Source organism: Ruegeria sp. H6 (assembly GCF_056532975.1).
This window is the reverse complement of the sequence record NZ_JBQFOA010000020.1, coordinates 35,716-53,264: the sequence shown is the minus strand read 5'-3', so window position 1 is coordinate 53,264 and position 17,549 is coordinate 35,716. Positions and strand designations below refer to the sequence as shown.

General features: G+C 58.4%; 16 protein-coding genes and 1 pseudogene. 4 read left to right on the top strand and 13 right to left on the bottom strand.

Annotated elements, in window-relative coordinates; all coding sequences use genetic code 11:
* The 11 genes and pseudogenes from eno to ACR0AG_RS21400 form a co-directional block, all read right to left on the bottom strand.
* Positions 1-154 (bottom strand): annotated as a pseudogene (eno, locus tag ACR0AG_RS21450) (phosphopyruvate hydratase); the annotation flags it as partial.
* A 10-nt stretch (positions 155-164) separates the two neighbouring features.
* Positions 165-1,166: a type I glyceraldehyde-3-phosphate dehydrogenase gene (gene gap, locus ACR0AG_RS21445; protein WP_480842592.1), complete on the bottom strand. Its 1,002-nt coding sequence runs from the start codon at positions 1,164-1,166 to the stop codon at positions 165-167.
* 335 nt (positions 1,167-1,501) lie between these two features.
* Positions 1,502-2,596, bottom strand: coding sequence for a Gfo/Idh/MocA family protein (locus ACR0AG_RS21440; RefSeq protein ID WP_480842589.1), 1,095 nt, complete (start codon positions 2,594-2,596; stop codon positions 1,502-1,504).
* Positions 2,593-3,669: a Gfo/Idh/MocA family protein gene (locus tag ACR0AG_RS21435; protein ID WP_480842587.1), complete on the bottom strand. Its 1,077-nt coding sequence runs from the start codon at positions 3,667-3,669 to the stop codon at positions 2,593-2,595. The genes ACR0AG_RS21440 and ACR0AG_RS21435 overlap by 4 nt, the downstream gene beginning before the upstream one ends.
* A gap of 13 nt (positions 3,670-3,682) precedes the next feature.
* The gene (locus ACR0AG_RS21430; RefSeq protein ID WP_480842585.1) at positions 3,683-4,690 is read right to left on the bottom strand and encodes an ABC transporter permease; all 1,008 of its coding nucleotides are present in this window, start codon (positions 4,688-4,690) and stop codon (positions 3,683-3,685) included.
* Positions 4,687-5,625: an ABC transporter permease gene (locus ACR0AG_RS21425; RefSeq protein WP_480842583.1), complete on the bottom strand. Its 939-nt coding sequence runs from the start codon at positions 5,623-5,625 to the stop codon at positions 4,687-4,689. The genes ACR0AG_RS21430 and ACR0AG_RS21425 overlap by 4 nt, the downstream gene beginning before the upstream one ends.
* On the bottom strand, positions 5,622-7,106 hold the full coding sequence (locus tag ACR0AG_RS21420; RefSeq protein WP_480842581.1) for a sugar ABC transporter ATP-binding protein: 1,485 nt from the start codon (positions 7,104-7,106) through the stop codon (positions 5,622-5,624). Before ACR0AG_RS21420 ends, ACR0AG_RS21425 begins: the two co-directional genes overlap by 4 nt.
* Before the next feature lie 75 nt (positions 7,107-7,181).
* Positions 7,182-8,210: an ABC transporter substrate-binding protein gene (locus tag ACR0AG_RS21415; protein ID WP_480842579.1), complete on the bottom strand. Its 1,029-nt coding sequence runs from the start codon at positions 8,208-8,210 to the stop codon at positions 7,182-7,184.
* Between the two features lie 25 nt (positions 8,211-8,235).
* Positions 8,236-9,150, bottom strand: coding sequence for a sugar phosphate isomerase/epimerase family protein (locus ACR0AG_RS21410; RefSeq protein WP_480842577.1), 915 nt, complete (start codon positions 9,148-9,150; stop codon positions 8,236-8,238).
* Between the two features lie 10 nt (positions 9,151-9,160).
* Positions 9,161-10,315 carry a Gfo/Idh/MocA family protein gene (locus tag ACR0AG_RS21405; RefSeq protein ID WP_480842575.1) on the bottom strand — a complete coding sequence of 385 codons (1,155 nt, stop codon included), beginning with the start codon at positions 10,313-10,315 and terminating at the stop codon, positions 9,161-9,163.
* 11 nt (positions 10,316-10,326) lie between these two features.
* Positions 10,327-11,055, bottom strand: coding sequence for an SDR family NAD(P)-dependent oxidoreductase (locus tag ACR0AG_RS21400; protein WP_480842573.1), 729 nt, complete (start codon positions 11,053-11,055; stop codon positions 10,327-10,329).
* A 186-nt stretch (positions 11,056-11,241) separates the two neighbouring features.
* Between ACR0AG_RS21400 and ACR0AG_RS21395 the strand changes: the two genes are divergently transcribed.
* Positions 11,242-12,267, top strand: a complete 1,026-nt coding sequence (locus ACR0AG_RS21395) for a LacI family DNA-binding transcriptional regulator (RefSeq protein WP_480842571.1) — start codon at positions 11,242-11,244, stop codon at positions 12,265-12,267.
* A gap of 14 nt (positions 12,268-12,281) precedes the next feature.
* On the opposite strand, the gene ACR0AG_RS21390 is transcribed toward ACR0AG_RS21395, so the two are convergent.
* Entirely contained in the window at positions 12,282-13,319 is a 1,038-nt protein-coding gene (locus ACR0AG_RS21390; protein ID WP_480842569.1) for a LacI family DNA-binding transcriptional regulator, read from the bottom strand.
* Between the two features lie 164 nt (positions 13,320-13,483).
* On the opposite strand from ACR0AG_RS21390, the gene ACR0AG_RS21385 reads away from it, so the two are divergent.
* The 3 genes from ACR0AG_RS21385 to ACR0AG_RS21375 all read left to right on the top strand — a co-directional run bounded on the left by ACR0AG_RS21385 (position 13,484) and on the right by ACR0AG_RS21375 (position 16,125).
* Entirely contained in the window at positions 13,484-14,662 is a 1,179-nt protein-coding gene (locus ACR0AG_RS21385) for a fatty acid desaturase family protein (RefSeq protein WP_480842567.1), read from the top strand.
* Between the two features lie 19 nt (positions 14,663-14,681).
* A complete protein-coding gene (locus ACR0AG_RS21380) occupies positions 14,682-14,999 on the top strand; it encodes a MocE family 2Fe-2S type ferredoxin (protein ID WP_480842565.1) in 318 nt (105 codons plus the stop codon).
* 76 nt (positions 15,000-15,075) lie between these two features.
* Positions 15,076-16,125, top strand: a complete 1,050-nt coding sequence (locus tag ACR0AG_RS21375; protein WP_480842563.1) for a hypothetical protein — start codon at positions 15,076-15,078, stop codon at positions 16,123-16,125.
* A 12-nt stretch (positions 16,126-16,137) separates the two neighbouring features.
* Here ACR0AG_RS21375 and ACR0AG_RS21370 read toward each other — a convergent pair whose 3' ends face one another.
* The gene (locus ACR0AG_RS21370; protein WP_480842561.1) at positions 16,138-17,538 is read right to left on the bottom strand and encodes a TRAP transporter large permease; all 1,401 of its coding nucleotides are present in this window, start codon (positions 17,536-17,538) and stop codon (positions 16,138-16,140) included.
* Positions 17,539-17,549: the final 11 nt, after the last annotated feature.

Genomic DNA, 17,549 nt, shown 5'->3' with positions numbered 1-17,549 from the left:
GCTTTTCCACCGCCTCATAGGCCCCGGTCGACGCCCCAGACGGCACCGCCGCCCGACCCATCGTCCCGTCTTCGAGGATCACATCAACCTCTACCGTCGGATTGCCCCGACTGTCCAATATCTCGCGCGCATGTATGTCTATGATCGTGCTCATCTGCGGGTCCTTAGTTCGCGTTTGCCAGGGCAACGGCTGTGTCCAGCATACGGTTCGAGAATCCCCATTCATTGTCATACCAGCTGAGCACGCGGATCATGCCGCCATCGGTCAAGCGGGTTTGCTGTGTGGCAAAGATGGATGAGTGCGGATCGTGGTTGAAATCCATCGACACCAGCGGCTCATCCGTGGCAGCCAGAACACCCTTCATGCCACCCTGAGCCGCGGCGCGAATGGCGTCGTTGACCGCCTCGACCGAGGCCTCTTTCCTAGGCATGAAGCACAGATCGACGGCGGAAACATTTGGTGTCGGAACACGAATGGCCGACCCGTCCAGCTTGCCTTTCAGTTGCGGCAAAACCTCTCCCACCGCTCGGGCGGCGCCGGTCGAGGTGGGGATCATCGACATTGCAGCGGCGCGCGCGCGATAGAGGTCTTTGTGCATGGTGTCCAGCGTCGGCTGATCTCCGGTATAGGAATGCACGGTGGTCATATACCCCGTCTCGATCCCGAACACATCGTCCAGCACCTTTGCCACCGGAGACAGGCAGTTCGTCGTACAGCTTGCGTTCGAGACAACAACATCGTCGCCGGTCAGGCTGGTGTGGTTCACGCCAAACACGATGGTCTTGTCCGCACCCGAAGCGGGGGCTGAAACGAGAACCTTGTTCGAGCCATTTTCAAGATGCTTGGCAGCCGCGTCGCGCTTGGTGAAAATGCCGGTGCATTCCAACGCGACGTCCACGTCGTTCCAGTTCAGCTTGGCCGGATCGCGTTCGGCACTGACCCGGATCTCGTGATCGTCGATGACAATACTGCTGCCTTCCACCCGGATTTCGGCGTTCAGACGGCCATGTACGCTGTCGTATTTCAGCAAATGTGCGTTGGTTTCAACGGGACCCAGATCATTGATCGCAACCACTTCGATGTCGGTGCGGCCGGATTCAACAAGCGCGCGCAGAACACATCTGCCGATACGTCCGAAACCGTTGATACCTACTTTGACTGTCATGACAATTTCTCCCGGAATTGTATTGCTCGGCTAAGAGACAGGGCACGCGTTGCGATGTGACCAAATAAGCGCGAGGAATTTCGCATTTCGCTGATGGTCCACGTCCTGTCCTTTTCAGGATAACTCTGGTTCTGTTGGCGCTAACAATCATAGATGCCCTAATTTGTCAACGCAAACGAGCATCATTGGAACACATTCGAGCAATTTCGCGCATAGTCTATCAGCTAGATATTCCGAAGGTGTTCGGGAGAGGTCTAGCGTAGACAATATTGCCTATAATGATGATTATGTAATTTTAAATGAAGCGAATTGAAGCCTCACTACTCCTTAAGGCTTCATGCAAGCGCCACGGGTTGGCCGGAATGGCGAGATTCCAGCGCAGCAAAGGTCAGCGCCAAAGATTGCATGATGTTCGCGGCTGCGTTTTCCGGTTGCCGACCATCTTCGATGGCGCAGAGCAATTCACCCATGGCACCTCGGAACCCGTCGTTGAACCATGCACCCTCCAGCGAAGGCTGTGCAAACCCATCGGCGGTTGTCAGCGTGATTGTCTGTTGTCCAAGATCGGGGCCCTGGGACTGGATGCTGCCTGTCGTGCCCGCGATATACGTTGTGTCCGATGGACCGTGAAGTGTGCTACCGTCAAAGATCAGGCTGGCCTGACCTTGGTCCAATGTGATCATAGCCTGCCCCAACATGGGCACCTTGTTTTTCTGAAGCGCGGCATGAGAGGCCGTGGCAAAAACAGTTTGGGCGCGGGGTCCGATGATTGACGAAACGAAGTCGAACCAATGGATGCCGAAGTCGTAGAGGATCAGGTCATCTACCGTGTCAAAAGGGGTGCCCGCTGTCCAGCCGTGGTCCCAGTGGATGGCGACATGCATCGATATGATGTCTCCGATCAGGCCAGCCCTGCACGCTTCGCGCATCCAGGCCATATGTGGCGACCAGCGACCGTTTTGGTTGACCGCAAGCTTTACGCCCTGATCCTCGGCCAGCTGGACGAGCGCCTTGCCGGTATCGAGGTCGGAAACAAGAGGTTTCTGGCTGAGGACATGCTTGCCCGCCCTCAATGCGGCCTCGATGACGGGTGCGCGAATTTCCGTAGGCAATGTAATGTCGACAACATCAATTTCACTGTTGTCCAGAATGGCCTGCATTTCTGTTTCCACCCGCGCTGTCGGGCAGAATTTGGCCGCTTTCTCTCTGGCCTTTGACGGCGTGCGATTCCAAAGGGCGACGACGTCCCAGCCGGCCGTTTGATAGGCATCCAGATGACTGTTCGAAATACCGCCGGTGCCGATCATCCCTATACGAGGGCGATAGGATCGCGGCATCGGCGGCTTGTAGTCGATATCCGGCGGCGCGATTTCTGGAACGGTTTCGGACCGAAGCGCATAGGTGTCTGTGTCGGCGGCGTCGTCAGTCATGGTAGCAACCCCAGTGTCCGTTTTTGCGCGGCGGATTGAACCGCTGTGTCGACGATCCGTTGGGCCGTCAGGCAAAGCGCAGGATCCAGCGGGCCAGAGACCGCCTCACCACGGCTGAGGCAACCCAGAACATAGTCGATTGCATTCGCCTGCCCCGGCGGCAGGGGATCGGCAGGTATTTTGTGCAGCTCTGGTTTGGCGCGCGTCTGAACGGTCACGTGATCGGCATAGTCTGGCGAGGCGATGGTGCCATCCGTTCCGACAAAGACAAAGCCGCAGGTGGGCTGCGGTTGCGTGGTCCAGGGGTCGGTAAATGTGCCCCAGCGTGTTTCCATCTTGGACAAACCGCGCGCGTAACGGCAGATCGCAATTGCATGCTGATCCACCTCAATCCCGGGTGTTTCGTCAACGGTGCAAGTGACCTCAATCGGAGCCTCACCGTTCATGTACCAGGTGCCCAGAGTGGCGCCATAGCCCAGATAATCCAGCAATGATCCTCCGCCTGACGATTTCTTGTACCACCACGAATCCGGCTTTTGCCGTTCAACCTCTTCCGGGGTGACCTCGACCTTGTCGGCCAGATGGAACAGCGGGCCCCGGTTGCCGTCGTAGAAATGAACCTCGGACAGATCGCCGATCATCCCTTCGTCGATCAGACGTTTGGCTGTCACATGGCTTTCGACCCAACGCAGCGGCCAGTTGATGATCAGCTGCTTGCCGGTCCCTGCCATCGCCGCAATCATGCGCCGCGCCTCAGCCGACGACGCGGCAAAGGGCTTTTCGACGAAGACATGCACGCCATAGGCTGCCAGCTTTTCGGTGTAGTCTGCGTGCTCTGCGGTTGCCACACACAGGATGGCCATGTCGTATGGCCCAGCAGCCATGCAAGCGTCGAAGTCGGTAAAAATCCGGTCTTGCGGGATCTCGAAGCTCTTGACCGCCGAGGCCATTTTCTGCGGATCAGGATCGTAGAGTCCGGCGATTTCGGCGTCAGGATGTTCATGCACCATGCGCAGAAGATCGCCCATATGCATATGATCAAAGCTTATTCCGACAATACGAAACTTTGGCATCGTCCTTCCCCCCTTAGCGGTTTCCGGTGATCCTGACGTAAACGGCCGTCACGATGAGGATGATCAGGCCAAACAAGGCCGTTCTGGCACCCTCGGGCATTTGTAGCAGCGTCAGCATGGTATCGAGAACCCGGATGATCAGCGCGCCGACAATGGCGCCCGCAAAACTGCCCCTGCCGCCGAAAATCGACGTACCTCCAATTACCGCTGCAGCAACGGATGGCAGTAATAGCGGGTTCGCAAGGCTCAGTGAGGTTTGCCGGATCATGCCCAGGTACAGCAGCCCGGCAATCGCGGCGATGACACCAGACAGCGTATAGAGCGCAAGAAACACCTGCCAGGATTTGACGCCAGACAGACGGGCCGCGTTCTCGTTCGAGCCAAGTGCAAAGAGCAGCCGACCGAAGCCTGTAAACCGCATCAGCCAGAATATGAACAGCGCAAACGGGATGAACAGGAACAACCCGTTCGGCATCGCCAGGGTGCGCCCTGTTCCCAGCCATGTCAGAAAGCCCGGTATTTCGGATCCGGCATTGATCACCAGCCGCTGATAGACCTGCAAACAGCCGGTGGCGATCAACCCGGTTCCAAGGGTCATGATCAAAGGATGTACCCTTACAAGGCCAACTCCAAGACCGTTGGCCGCGCCCACAATCACTCCGCAGGTCAAAGCCGCCAGAACGGCGGGCGCAACACCCCAGATCGAGCTGAGTGTCGCGCACACAAAGGCCGCAACGGTGGCCACGACACCTGCAGACAGGTCGATCCCGGCGGTCAACATGGTCAACACCTGACAGGCGGCAAGCATGGCCAACGGGATTGCGAACTTGATCAGGTTCCCCACCCAAAAGGTCGAGATGATCCCGTCTCGGCCCGCCCGGAACGGTGTGACGATACCGGGCCGCATGATCTCAAGCACAACAATCAGCGCCAGCAGGAACACGACAAGAGGGACCACGGGATTGTCGCGCAAATAGCGCCCAAGGCGTGCGATGGGGGGATCGTTAACGGCCATGCTCATCGTCTTGCCCCTCGCAAGGTTGCGGCGGTGCCCAGCAGGACAACGGCGACCATAATGGATCCTTCAATAATTGTCGTGACATTGGGATCGACGGCTAACAGCGTCAGGATTGTCCGTACGATCCGCAGGATGAAAACGGCGATGATCGGCCCCAACAGCCCCCCTCGCCCGCCGCCCAGCACAACGCCGCCCAGCACCACGGCGGCCACCGAAGCCATCAGATATGGTCCCGGCACGGGCTCTCCGATCCCGGTCAGGGCGGCAAGGCTGAGCCCGCCAAAGGCGCAGAACAGGCCGCATATCCCATAAGCCGCAATTTTGACGCGCCCCACGGCAACGCCGGACCGAAAGGCAGCCCGTTCATCCGATCCGGTGGCATAGATCGAAATGCCCAGCTTTGAGCGGCGAATGGGCAACCAAACCAACGCAATGCAGCCGACCATGATTGCCAGGGCGCTTGGGAGGCCAGGTACAAGGCTGCCACGGATGCTCTGTTGCACCCAGCCAGTTGTCGCACCGCCCGGTGTTTCGAGGATCAGAAGCGCCACGCCTTCCCAGACGAACAACATGGCCAGCGTCACGACGATGTCGGGAACGCGGGTCAGGACAATCAAGCCACCATTGATCAAACCCATGGCAAACCCAAGGGCCAGCACAATCAGGATTGCGGGCGGGCCGGCCATTTTTTCCATCAAAACGGCAGCCGTTACGGCGCACACCGCCATCATCGAAGCCACCGAAAGGTCGATACCGCCTACGATGACAACCACGGCCATGCCCGCCGTTGCGAAGGCAAAGGGCAGTGCTGCGCGGGCTATGCTCTCCAGACCAGCAGCACCGAACGAAGGTTGAATGGCCTTGGTGATCGCCAAAAGGACGATCAGCAGGGCAATCAGTCCCGCCAGCCAGGCATGTTTTCGCAAAATCCCGGTCACGCTGCGCTCTCGTTGTTGGTCAGGCCATATGCGGCGCGTAGCAAGGTTTGCTCGTCGGCATTTGCCGCATCGATCACGTCGACAACGCGACCGTTGAAAATAACCAGTGCGCGATCGCAGGCCAGCGGGATTTCTTCGAGTTCAGAGGTGTAAAACAGCACGGACGCGCCGTTTTGGGCCAGCTCACGCACCAGGGGATAGATCTGACGTTTGGTGCGCACATCGATCCCGCGGGTGGGGTCGAACAGCAACAGCGTTTCGACACCTGTTGCCAGCCATCGACCGATGGTGACTTTTTGCTGGTTGCCGCCGGACAGACGTTGCACCTCGCCCTGCGCGCGGGTGTCGATTTGCAGTTTCTCGATGGCATGGTCGACACGATCTCGTTCATGCCGCAGTTTCAGGTTGCCCCAATTTCGAAACCGGGCCGAAAACGGCAGCGCGATGTTTTCCCGGACAGACCGCTGCGCCAGCAGCGCCTCTGACCGATCGCCGGGAACAAAGGTCAGTCCAGCAGAGATTGCATCTGCAGGATGTTTGAACATCACCGGGTTGCTATCGACCTCAATCGTTCCGCGTGTGGGCGGTATGAAACCTGCCAGACATTCGAACAGTTCATCCTGCCCCTGCCCTTCCAACGCGACCACACCCAGAACTTCGCCTGGATGCAAATCGAACGAGATGTCAGAGACCGTGGGGGCAATCGCCAGATCGCGGACACGCACGCGGGGATGGTCTTTTGAAACCGTTCTGCCCTCTTGCACTTCGCGCTGACCCAGATCCAGCTTTTGGCCCAGCATCAGCTCAACAGCGCGTTCTTCCACGCCCGGTTCGATCTCAAGATCACCAACAGTGACGCCATCCCGCAACACGGATGCCCTGTCGCAAAGCTCTGAGATTTCGCTGAACCGGTGCGAGACATAGATGACACCAAGCCCCTTGTCCGCCTGCTGTCGAACCACCTTGAGCACCCGTTCAACCAGGTCGGTCGGTAAGGCAGCCGTCATTTCATCCAGCAGTAGCACGTCAGGTTCGGAGGCCAGCGCGCGTGCGAGGTCCAGAACGCGCAGCGTAGCCAGTGGCAGATCGCCGATCATGTCTGACAGGCTCAGAGCCTCGATCCCAAGCTCTTGAACCCAGTGCAGAAATGCGTCGATGGGCGTGTCACCAAGGCGCAGATTATCCCTGACATCCAGGTCGGGGATCAGCGATGGCTCTTGATACACAGGGACAAGACCTGATTTCCGTGCCTCGGAGGGGCTGCCAACGCGTGCTTGCTGACCTCGGATCAGAACGCCCCCCTGGTCCGGTTGCAAAGCACCTGTGATGATTTTCACAAAGGTGGATTTTCCGGCCCCATTCGCGCCCATCAGCGCAACAACCTCGCCCTGCGAAACGCTGAGACCCGCGTCCGTCAAAGCACGCACGGCGCCAAAGCTTTTGGAAATCCCGGATGCGTCGAGAAGATGTGTGTCAGTCATACATGCCTGCGTCGTTGACGATAACCCTCCCCCCGCATCAAGCGCAGGGGAAGGGTCTGGTCTTTGAGGATCGCCTCAGCTGTCGCCCGGACCTTTGCAGGCGATGATCTGATCCATGGAGTAATCCGTCCAACCCGGCACGGTGACCGATACGGGCCATTCTGGATCAAGATTTGGATTCTGCGCTGCAGTGATGGTGGCCACGCCCTCGTCACTGGCGTTTTCCCACAGGACGGGATCGACCAGCACGGTGTTGCTGCCGGGCGCGTTTCCGTTCAGAATATCGACAGCCAGAGCAATGCCTGCGCCACCAACCGAGCCGGGGTTGGTGACAGCGGCCCCTTGCAGGCCGTCAACTTCGGTCAGGTACTGCACAAAGCCCGCATTGTCGGCACCAACGATCGGCACCAACGGTGCGCCGGATTCGACAAATGCATCCACGATCACGTTGTCGATGCCGCTGGTCCAGACACCGTCAAACGGAACGCCGGTGGCCAGGAAGTCAAACATCTGCTGTTTGCCCTGGTCCTGCTGCCAGCCGGTAAAGACTTCGTGCACCACATTGATGCCGTCATATTCGGCCAAGGCGCGCTTGAACCCATTGTCGCGATCCGTGTCTGCCGACACGCCAGCGATACCGCGCATATAGACCACGTCGCCGGACCCGCCCAGTTGGTCAAACAGCCACTTGGCACCGAGATAGGCGTATTCCTCCTGATTGTTGGACAGGATATAGGCCCCATCCGCCGTCACGCCTGCATCAACAGCGACCACGACGATACCTTTCTCCATCGCGGCATCCAGGGCCGAGTTCAGCGCATCAGGGTTGGATGGGTTCAGAACAATCGCATCAACGCCTGCCTCGATCAGGTTGTTGATGTCCTCCAGCTGCCCTGCGGAATCGGTGTTCCGGTGCGCGACGATCAGGTTCGAAACGTCATCCTCGACCAATGCTTGCGCCCGCATCGCACAGATCATCTGTTCGCGCCAGCCATTGCCCTGAACTGTGTTCGAGACGCCAATCGTGTAGTCAGCCGCAAAAGCCGCCGGTGTAAACGCAGCAGCAATGGCTAGGGCCACCGCACCTGTCAGTAGTGTTTTCATGTCTATTTCCTCCCGTTTGCTCTTTTCATTTGATGAAGGGTTGCAGCACGTCCCGTGCCAGCAAGAAGCCGCGTTTGACCTTTTCGTCGGTTCCTTCAAACAGCCGGTCTTCGTGTTCGATGATGATCGGGCCGTCATATCCGGTGCGATAGAGACCTGAGAAAAAGCTAGACCAATCCACATCCCCCAAACCGCACAACCGGGGCACTTGCCACCCCATCCCGGCAGACATGATGCCGTGTTCGTAAAGCCCATCCTGATCCACCATCAGATCTTTGGCGTGGACATGGGCGATTTGAGGTCCGAATTCCTTGATAAAGCGGGTCTGGTCGATGAATTGCCAGATCAGGTGTGACGGGTCAAAGTTCATGCCCACAGCGTCGCCCCACTGTTCAAAAATCCGGCGCCAGATCTTCGGCGAATAGGCGATGTTGTGACCCCCGGGCCATTCATCATAGCTGAAGATCATCGGGCAGTTTTCAAAGCACAGGCGGACGCCCTGCCCTTTTGCATGATCGACAACCGGCGACAGGATTTCTTTCGCCCGAGACCAATTTTCATCCACGTTCAGGGTCCGGTCGCCCCCGACAAACGTGTTGACCACCGGCAAACCCATGACGCCGGCCGCAGTGATCACCTTTTTCAGATGATCAATCACTTCGTCCCGATGCGCGGCATCTGCATGCAACGGATTGGGATAGTAGCCCAGGCCGGATATCTCGATCCCCTTGCCGATAAGCTCGTCTACGATGTCTTTGCCTTGCGCGTCCATGAGGCCATCGACATTGATATGACTGGTCCCGGCATAGCGTCGCTTTTCACCGCCGGAATCCGGCCAGCACGCGATTTCAAGCGCGGAAAACCCGTTGTCGGCGGCCCATGTGGCGACCTCGGACAGTTCAGTATCTTCAAACGGTGCAGTCAGCAGCCCAAGTTTCATCGTTGATCCTTTACACCTCGTCCAAATCGACCCAGCGGCTTTCGCGTGCAGATTTCAGAACCGCGTCGCAGAACCGCATCTCATAGTGGCCATCTTCGAAACTGGCCCAAGTGCTGCCCGGCCCGCGTTCCCCTGCGCTGATGTCCGCGTAAACCGCTGAGAAAAAGTTGAAAAAGCTGTCTGCAAACCCTTCGACATGTCCCGGCGGCAGGGTTGCTGCGCGTGTTCCGGTCGCGTTCATCAGGGTGAAATCGCGCATTAGTATCTGGTTGGCGCTGTCGCGATGGCCGATAAACAAGTGATCGGGTGTTTCACTGTTCCAGGCCGCGCTCGCAGTGCTGCCCGCGACGTCCCAGTTTAACGAATTCTTGCGTCCGACATTGATCTGCGACGTGGTCATCACACCCTTGGCGCCGCCCTCGTATCGCAGCATGATGGCTGCGGTATCGTCTGTGTCCACAGCAACCGGTTCGGTCGCCCCCTGAGCGCTTGAAAACGTCTCAACCGGGCCCGTGGGCCGCTGGCGTTCGGGCAAAAAGGTTGTCAGATCGGCGAAAACAGAGCGGGCTTTCAGCCCGGTGATGAAGCTGGTCAAATCCACCCAGTGGGTCCCGATATCCCCGACCGATCGCAGCGCGCCGCCGACCTCGGATTGCAAACGCCAGTTCCAGTCGGTGGGTTTTGCCAGCCAATCCTGATGGTAGTGGCCGGTGATGAAACGGATATCGCCCAGCTCACCCGCGCGCACCATACCATGCGCTTGCTGGTTCAGCGGATAAAACCGGATGTTGTAGCAGACCGCACATATCTTGCCCGATGCGTTCGCCCTCTCGACCATCTCGGCGGATTGTTGGCTGGTCATCGCCAGGGGTTTTTCGCAGATCACATGTTTGCCTGCTGAAAGGATCTCCATGACCTGCGGATAATGCGCGTGGTTGGGTGACGTCACATGGACCACGTCCACACTGTTATCCGCCAGCAACGCGTCGAGTGTGGGATAGGCCATCGCCACCCCGATCTCAGCCGCGCGCGCCGCGCCGCGTTCCGGGGACGAGCCGAGCACGCCGACCACTTGCACTCCCAATCGCCTCAGGGCTTGAACGTGCACGGTTCCGATAAAGCCGGTACCGATTACGGCCGCGCGGATTTGTGAGACGTCAGTCATGTAGCTGTCCTTCAAACAACTGAATATCCACCGTCCACAGGCAGGCAGATTCCTGTGATGAACGCAGCCGCATCGGAGGCCAGAAACAAAGCTGCGCCCACGATGTCTTCGGGCTGGCCCCATCGCGCGGCAGGTGTTCGGGCTTTCACAGCGTCTACGAATTCCGGGTTCTGTCTGGCCCGGGCCGATTGTTCCGTCACGATAAAGCCGGGCGCGATGGCGTTGACGCGAATACCGTCCGATGCCCAGGCGACGGCCAGCGACTTGGTCAGCTGAGCCACCCCCGCCTTAGACGACCCGTAAGCCGGATTTTGCGGCGACCCAAACCGGGCATACATCGACGCGATATTGATCACCCGTCCTTGCCGCGCAAGCAACGCGGTATGCAGGGCCTGGGCGCAGCGCATCGTTCCGACCAGGTTCACATCCAACACATGTTGGAAAAACCCCGGCTCGGTTTCCTCACCGCGCTTGGTGATTGCCGCGCAATTGACCAGCACGTCCAACTGATCCCGCTCCCGGCCAAAAGCTTCAACCGCTTCGGTTTGTGTTACGTCCAGCTGGGTATAGGGAAACCGGTCTGCATCTTCGGCAATGCAATCCGCTTCGACGCCGGTGATCTCAACCTCGGCCCCCGCATCGTCAAAGGCCCGGGCGATGGATGCGCCGATCCCGCCACGACTGGCTCCAACCACCGCGATGCGGGCACCGGAATAGTCGAACCGCGCCCGCGCTGTCAAAGCGTCACCTCGTTCGAGTTTTGGCCTATCGATGTGGTCACAAGATTTCCCAACTTGCGTCTGAAAAGACGTCTGCAATCGATTACACTTTGAGAAATTCAGCCTTTTCATCTTGTGCAATCGATTACATAGTCGTCACCAGCAGAGATTCGAGTCAACTGAAATCTCACAATGCAACCAGGACCCATGATCCAAAAGCCAGCTACAATCCAGGATGTCGCCCGCCAGGCCAATGTTTCGACCGCCACAGTCAGTCGCGTGCTGTCGAACCCTGATCTGGTTCGGAAATCGACAAAAGATGCGGTTTTGCAGGCGATTCAAAGCACCGGCTATCGGGTCAATCAGGCGGCCAGAAACCTCAGGATGCAGCGCGCCAATGCTGTGCTTGTGCTGGTTCCGAACCTTGGCAAGCCCTTCTATTCTGGCATTCTGGCCGGCATTAGCGAGGGGTTCTCGGACACAGGGTATGCGGTGCTGATCACCGATACCGAAACAAATCCGGTGCAGGATTCATCCTTGGCCGGGTATTTTCTGGACGGTCGGATTGACGGTGCCATCTCGTTGGATGGGCAATTGTCGGAAACGGCTTTGACCGAATGCGTGCAGGCCGGAGCGGGAAAGCGGATCGTTTTCCTTTGCGAATGGGTCGAGGATCAAACATTTCCCGTTGTAAAAAGTGACAATGTCGAAGGCGCGCGGCTGGCGATACGCCACTTGTATGATCTGGGACACCGCAAAATCGCCCATATCACAGGACCAGAGGGCAATGTTCTGACCACCGCCCGACGGGAAGGCATGTCTTCAGAACGTGCGCGGTTGGGCCTGCCCGCCCCGTCCGAATGGATTATCCGCGGGGATTTTTCGCTTGAATCGGGATATGAGGCCGCAGGGCGCATCCTTGCCATGCGCAACCGACCGACGGCCGTTTTTTGCTCAGCCGATATGGTTGCCTTCGGTTTGATCGCCGGGTTGCAGGCAGGGGGCATACGGGTGCCCGAGGATGTCTCGGTCGTTGGGTTTGACGATATTGAAATGTCTGAATTCTATGTCCCTGCCCTGACAACGATCCGGCAGGACCGGCATCTGCTCGGACAACGTGCAGCCACGCTGCTACAGAGCAGATTGTCGAACAGTGTGGTTTCGGATGAGTTGGAATTGCCCGTAGCGGTCGAATTGATCGAACGCGCAAGCACGGCGGCTCCTTCACCGTAAAGGCATGTGGCCTGTCAGATTGCCACGCGTCCGGCAGGGATGTTCTCTCTCAGGATGATGCGCGGTTCGATATGTTCCTGCGGCAGCTGTACGGGGCCGGATGCAATCGCACCCAGCAGTCGCAGAACCGCTTGCTCTCCGATCAGACGGGCATTCTGGTCGATGACGGCGTGTATCAAACCTTCGGCCAGCCATTGGCGCGTGCCTTCGGTCAGATCGTGCATGACCACCAAGGGACGCGTGGACGGGGGCATGGACAACAGCGCCTCAACAAGACCGTTTTGGCCAGCCCCAACGCAATAAACCCCTGCCAGATTCGGGTTTGACCGGTAAAGACGGGTCAGCTCCTGGAACAGCAAATCGCCCTTTTCACCGGTCTCGATACTGGGCAGAGCGGTGAGGTTCGGATGAAAAGCCGACAGGCAAGCGCGAAACCCGGTCTCGCGCGCTGCGTGGCCATGGTAAAACGGGCTTCCGAGAAGAACGGCAACCTCTCCTGTGCGCTGACCGGAAAACATGCCGAGGATCTGCGCCGCAGTGCGTCCGGCCACCAGATTGTCCACGCCCACATAGTCTGACCGTGGAGTGGCCGACACGTCAGATGCTAATGTGACAACACGGATACCTGCCTCACACACGCGGCGCAGGGCGTCACGGCTGCGGGCATCATCAGTCGCAACGACACCAATACCATCGATTTCGGGGGGCAGTCTGTCCAACGCCTCCACTAGCGCATCGGGGCCAATTCCATTCGGCGAAATTATCTCGCATGTCGCGACCAGCGGCTGCGAATCTGCAAAGCGGGCAATGCTGTCGGCAAGATCATGCATAAAGGTGTTTGCGCGGTTCGGGATCAGGAACCTCAGATGCGCGGGTCGCGATGGCAGCGGCACGGCCCCTTCCGACGGCAGATATCCCAACAGCCGGGCTGCACGCATGACTCGTTGTCGGTTTGCCGCGCTGACACCTTTGCGCCCGTTCAGCACCCGATCCACGGTTGCGGTTGAAACCCCCGCCCGTTGGGAAATGTCCGAAATCGTCGCGCGTGCCATGTTCGAAAGCCCCGGGTTCGATGAAACTTGCGCATTTTTTGTGGCACGTTGTTGGGCCCGCTGTCTATTTCTCTGCATCAATTTCCATCAGAGTGGATACCCAAAAACTGTCTTTAATCGCAGGCTTCTCAGAGTAGTACACTGAGTACGACTGATGTAATCTGATGTTGTATTCACTTGATGCGATCCCCGGCCCTTGGAACTCTCGTTACATGGAAAGCGCAGGCCCCGATCATCAACCTAGATCCACCCGAGACTATGCGCTGACCGGCCCATCTGGGCGCAAGGCGCAAGAGATCGGGCTGGCAGCGGCGGAGTGGTACCACAGCGCCGTACCGCGCAAGACCATGAAATCTTTGATGAAGCGTCGTGATGGCCCCGCATTGCGAGACACGGCGCTTTGGATCGCGCTTCATGTCGTTTTCGCGGGGTCTGCGATCACCTTTTGGGGCACCTGGCTGTCGCTGCCCTTCTGGCTGGCATATGGCGTGTTGTACGGTTCGGCTTGTGACAGCCGTTGGCACGAATGTGGCCACGGCACGGCGTTTCGAACGCGCTGGATGAACGATGTTGTCTATCACATCGCCTCATTTCAGGTCATGCGAAACCCTGTGAGCTGGCGATGGAGCCACGCACGCCATCACACCGATACCCTGATTGTCGGGCGCGACCCCGAGATTGCCTGGATGCACCCGATCAACCTGACGCTCAAGGCCTTGGCTTTTGTCGGCATCTACGAGACCTGGATGTCCCTGAAGGTCCTTTGGCGCAATGCGTTGGGCCGGTTGTCACCGGATGAGAAAAACTACATCCCGGAATCCGCCTGGCCTAAAGCGGTCCTTTGGGCCCGGGTTCACATGATGGTCTGCGGGGTGGTTCTTCTGACGACGCTCATCATGCTATTCAGCGGGCTGGGCTGGAAATCGTCCATCCCTGTGCTGCTGATTGGCGGGCCGAGGGTGTACGGTTGCTGGCATTTTGTCATGACCGGCCTTTTACAGCACGGTGGTCTACCCGAAGATGTCATCGACCATCGGCTGAATTCGCGGACGGTCTATATGAACCCGATCAGTCGCTGGCTCTATTGGAACATGAATTATCACATAGAACATCATATGTTTCCCATGGTCCCCTACTATGCCCTGCCCGACCTGCATCGCCACATCAAGGATGACCTTCCGCCCCCAAACACCTCGATTTGGGACGGCTACAAAGAGATGATGCGCGCAGTAATGCGTCAGCGAAGGGACCCCGAATATGCGCTGCGCAAGACACTGCCACCAACGGCGCAGCCCTACCGCGAGTTTCTGCACGAATTTGTGCCTGACCGCAGCGACAATTGAGACAGTGACAGGAGGCAAAATGCCCTGGATCGAAGCCCTATCCGTCGACGATGTCGAAGAGGAAGATGTCACCAAATGGGATCATGGGGATCGGACCTTTGCCATTATCCGCAGCCCGGATGGCGCATTCTTTTGCACCGACGGGCTTTGCACTCATGAACAGGTGCATCTGGCCGATGGTCTGGTCATGGATTATGAGATCGAATGCCCAAGGCACAACGGCATTTTCGACTATAGATCAGGCGAAGCTCTGCGCGCTCCGGCTTGTGATCGGTTGCAGATCTTTGAAACCAAGGTCGAAGCAGGAAAGATCTTTGTCCTGGTGCCTGACCTATGAAGGACCAATTGATTATTCCGGGGACGACCTCTCTTTTCTTCGGCACAAGCGTTCAGCGATTTCGGGACAGAAGCAGATGATTGAATTGTCAGCAGATGGCATAGGCTTGAACTTTGATCCACGTACCGGTCTGATCGAAAGCTTCTCGGTCACTGACGGCGGTGCCTACATCGCGCCGCTGCATCGGGCCCCTTGGGTTGGAACCTGCGAACCCCTGCCCGACGGATTGGCGCCGCACATGTACACGTTGGGCGGAGATTTCTTTTGCGCACCCTTTGGTCAAGCCAAAGACGGCGCGCCCTTGCATGGCTGGCCAGCAAACGCGCCCTGGTCTGTTGCGGACAGCACCCCGGATCGGCTGACGGCGCGTCTGAACCGGCGGGTGAATAAGGCCGAAGTGACAAAAGAGCTTTGGTTGAAACCCGATCATCCGTTTGTCTATCAACGCCACAGCTTTACAGGCGGCGGCGGGCAGGTTCCGGTCGCCAACCATGCAAACCTGTCGCTGCCGAATGGCGGGCTGATCCGGACCTCTGCCAAAACCTGTTGGATGACCACGCCGGACCCGCAGGAATCCGATCCGGCAAAAGGGCGTTCGGGCTTGATTTATCCCGCTGCAAGCACGGATCCTACGCGTTTCCCTTCGCTTGATGGCACCGCTGATCTGACACGCTATCCCTGGTTCCCGAAGCATGAGGATTTTGTTGTGGGGATTGATGCACCGGGTCAACAATTTGCCTGGACGGCAGTCACAAGGCCGGTCGAAGGCGACCTGTTCCTGTCTCTGAAACGGTCCGAGTCCCTCCCGATGACGATGCTCTGGCACTCAAATGGCGGGCGCGATTATGCGCCGTGGCTCGGGCGTCACTTTGGCTGTCTTGGTATCGAAGAAGGCGCCGCAGCACATGTTCTGGGCGCGGGGCGGGATGTCGAATTGGCTGGGCCGGGTGCCTTGGATTTGTCCACTGACCCAGCCGTCAGCGTCACGCATGTCATCGGCGCCATGGCCTGGCCGTCGGGGTCCGCTATTCAGGCCGTTCACCTCAGTGGCGCAGGGCTTGAGGTCGTGGGCGAATGTGGAACAGTGAAACAGGTCGGTTTTGACGCCAACTCTCTTGGGATCTAGCCAGTCCGTTTGTCAAACCTGCCCGGGCAACCAAAGGACAATCGCCGGAAACGCGACCAGCAGCGCAATCGTCGCGGCATCGGCCAGAAAGAACGGGGTTACGCCCTTGAACACGTCCTGCACGCTCAGATCGTCACGCACGCCAGCCACGACGAAACAGTTGAGGCCAATCGGCGGGGTAATCAGGCAGAACTCGGCCATTTTCACCACCAGTATCCCGAACCAGATCGCGCACATGGGCCCCGACATGCCAAAGGTGCTTTCCGCCGCGCTGACCGCCTCGCCCCCGTTCAGGGCCATGACGGCAGGATAGACCACGGGCAGCGTCAGCAACAGCATTCCGATTGCGTCCATGAACATGCCCAACACGGCATAGGCCAGCAGAATGCAGACCAGGATCAGCATCGGCGACATCTCAAGCGAGGTTATCCAGTCGGAGAACGCATTGGGCAGTTCGGCAAATCCAAGGAAGCGAACATAGACCAGAACGCCCCAGATGATGGTGAAGATCATCACGCTGAGCTTTGCGGTTTCCAGCAAAGCATCCTTGAGCTGAGGCCAGCGCATGCCTTTGAAAACCGCCATGACGAAGACCACGAATGCCCCGATGGCTCCGCCTTCGGTCGGCGTGCCCCAGGCATCGCCGCCGAAGGGGTTGTAGACAAAGAAGATGATCGTCATCACCACGATCACGATGGGCAGCGCGGGTGGCAGCGACAAAAAACGCTCTTTCCAGGTAAAGCCTGTCACCGCAGGGCCGAAACCCTTGATCAGCAGGGCCATGCCGATGATCAGCAACCCATAGATCACCGCCGAGAACATGCCGGGGATAAAGCCTGCCAGCAGCAGTTTGCCCACATCCTGTTCGACGATGATGGCGTAGATCACCAGAATGGCCGAGGGCGGGATCAGCGAGGCCAGCGTACCGCCTGCTGCGACCACTCCGGCAGCAAAGCGTTTGTCATAGCCGATCTTCAGCATCTCTGGGATGGCGATACGAGCAAAGACCGCCGACGTGGCCACGGATGCACCCGACACCGCAGCAAAACCCGCGGTCGCGAACACGGTGGACACAGCCAACCCGCCGGGCACCCAGGCCAACCAACGCTTGGCGGCCTCGAACAGCGCCTTGGTCAGCCCGGCGTAGTAGGCGAGGTATCCGATTAGGATGAAGGTCGGGATCAGGCTGAGCGCCTGACTTGAGATCTTGGAATGCGGCACCTGCCCCGCCGTTTTCGCGGCTACGGTCACGGCCTTGCCAAATCGAGCCGGGTCATAGCCGAATTTCGCCCAGAAAATCCAGATCAAGCCCACCAGACCCGCAGTGGCCGCGGCAAAGGCCACACGCATGCCCAGCACGACAAGAACAAGCATCCCGCCCGAGACCATCAGACCGATATCAATGGGTTCCATGTGCCTAAACC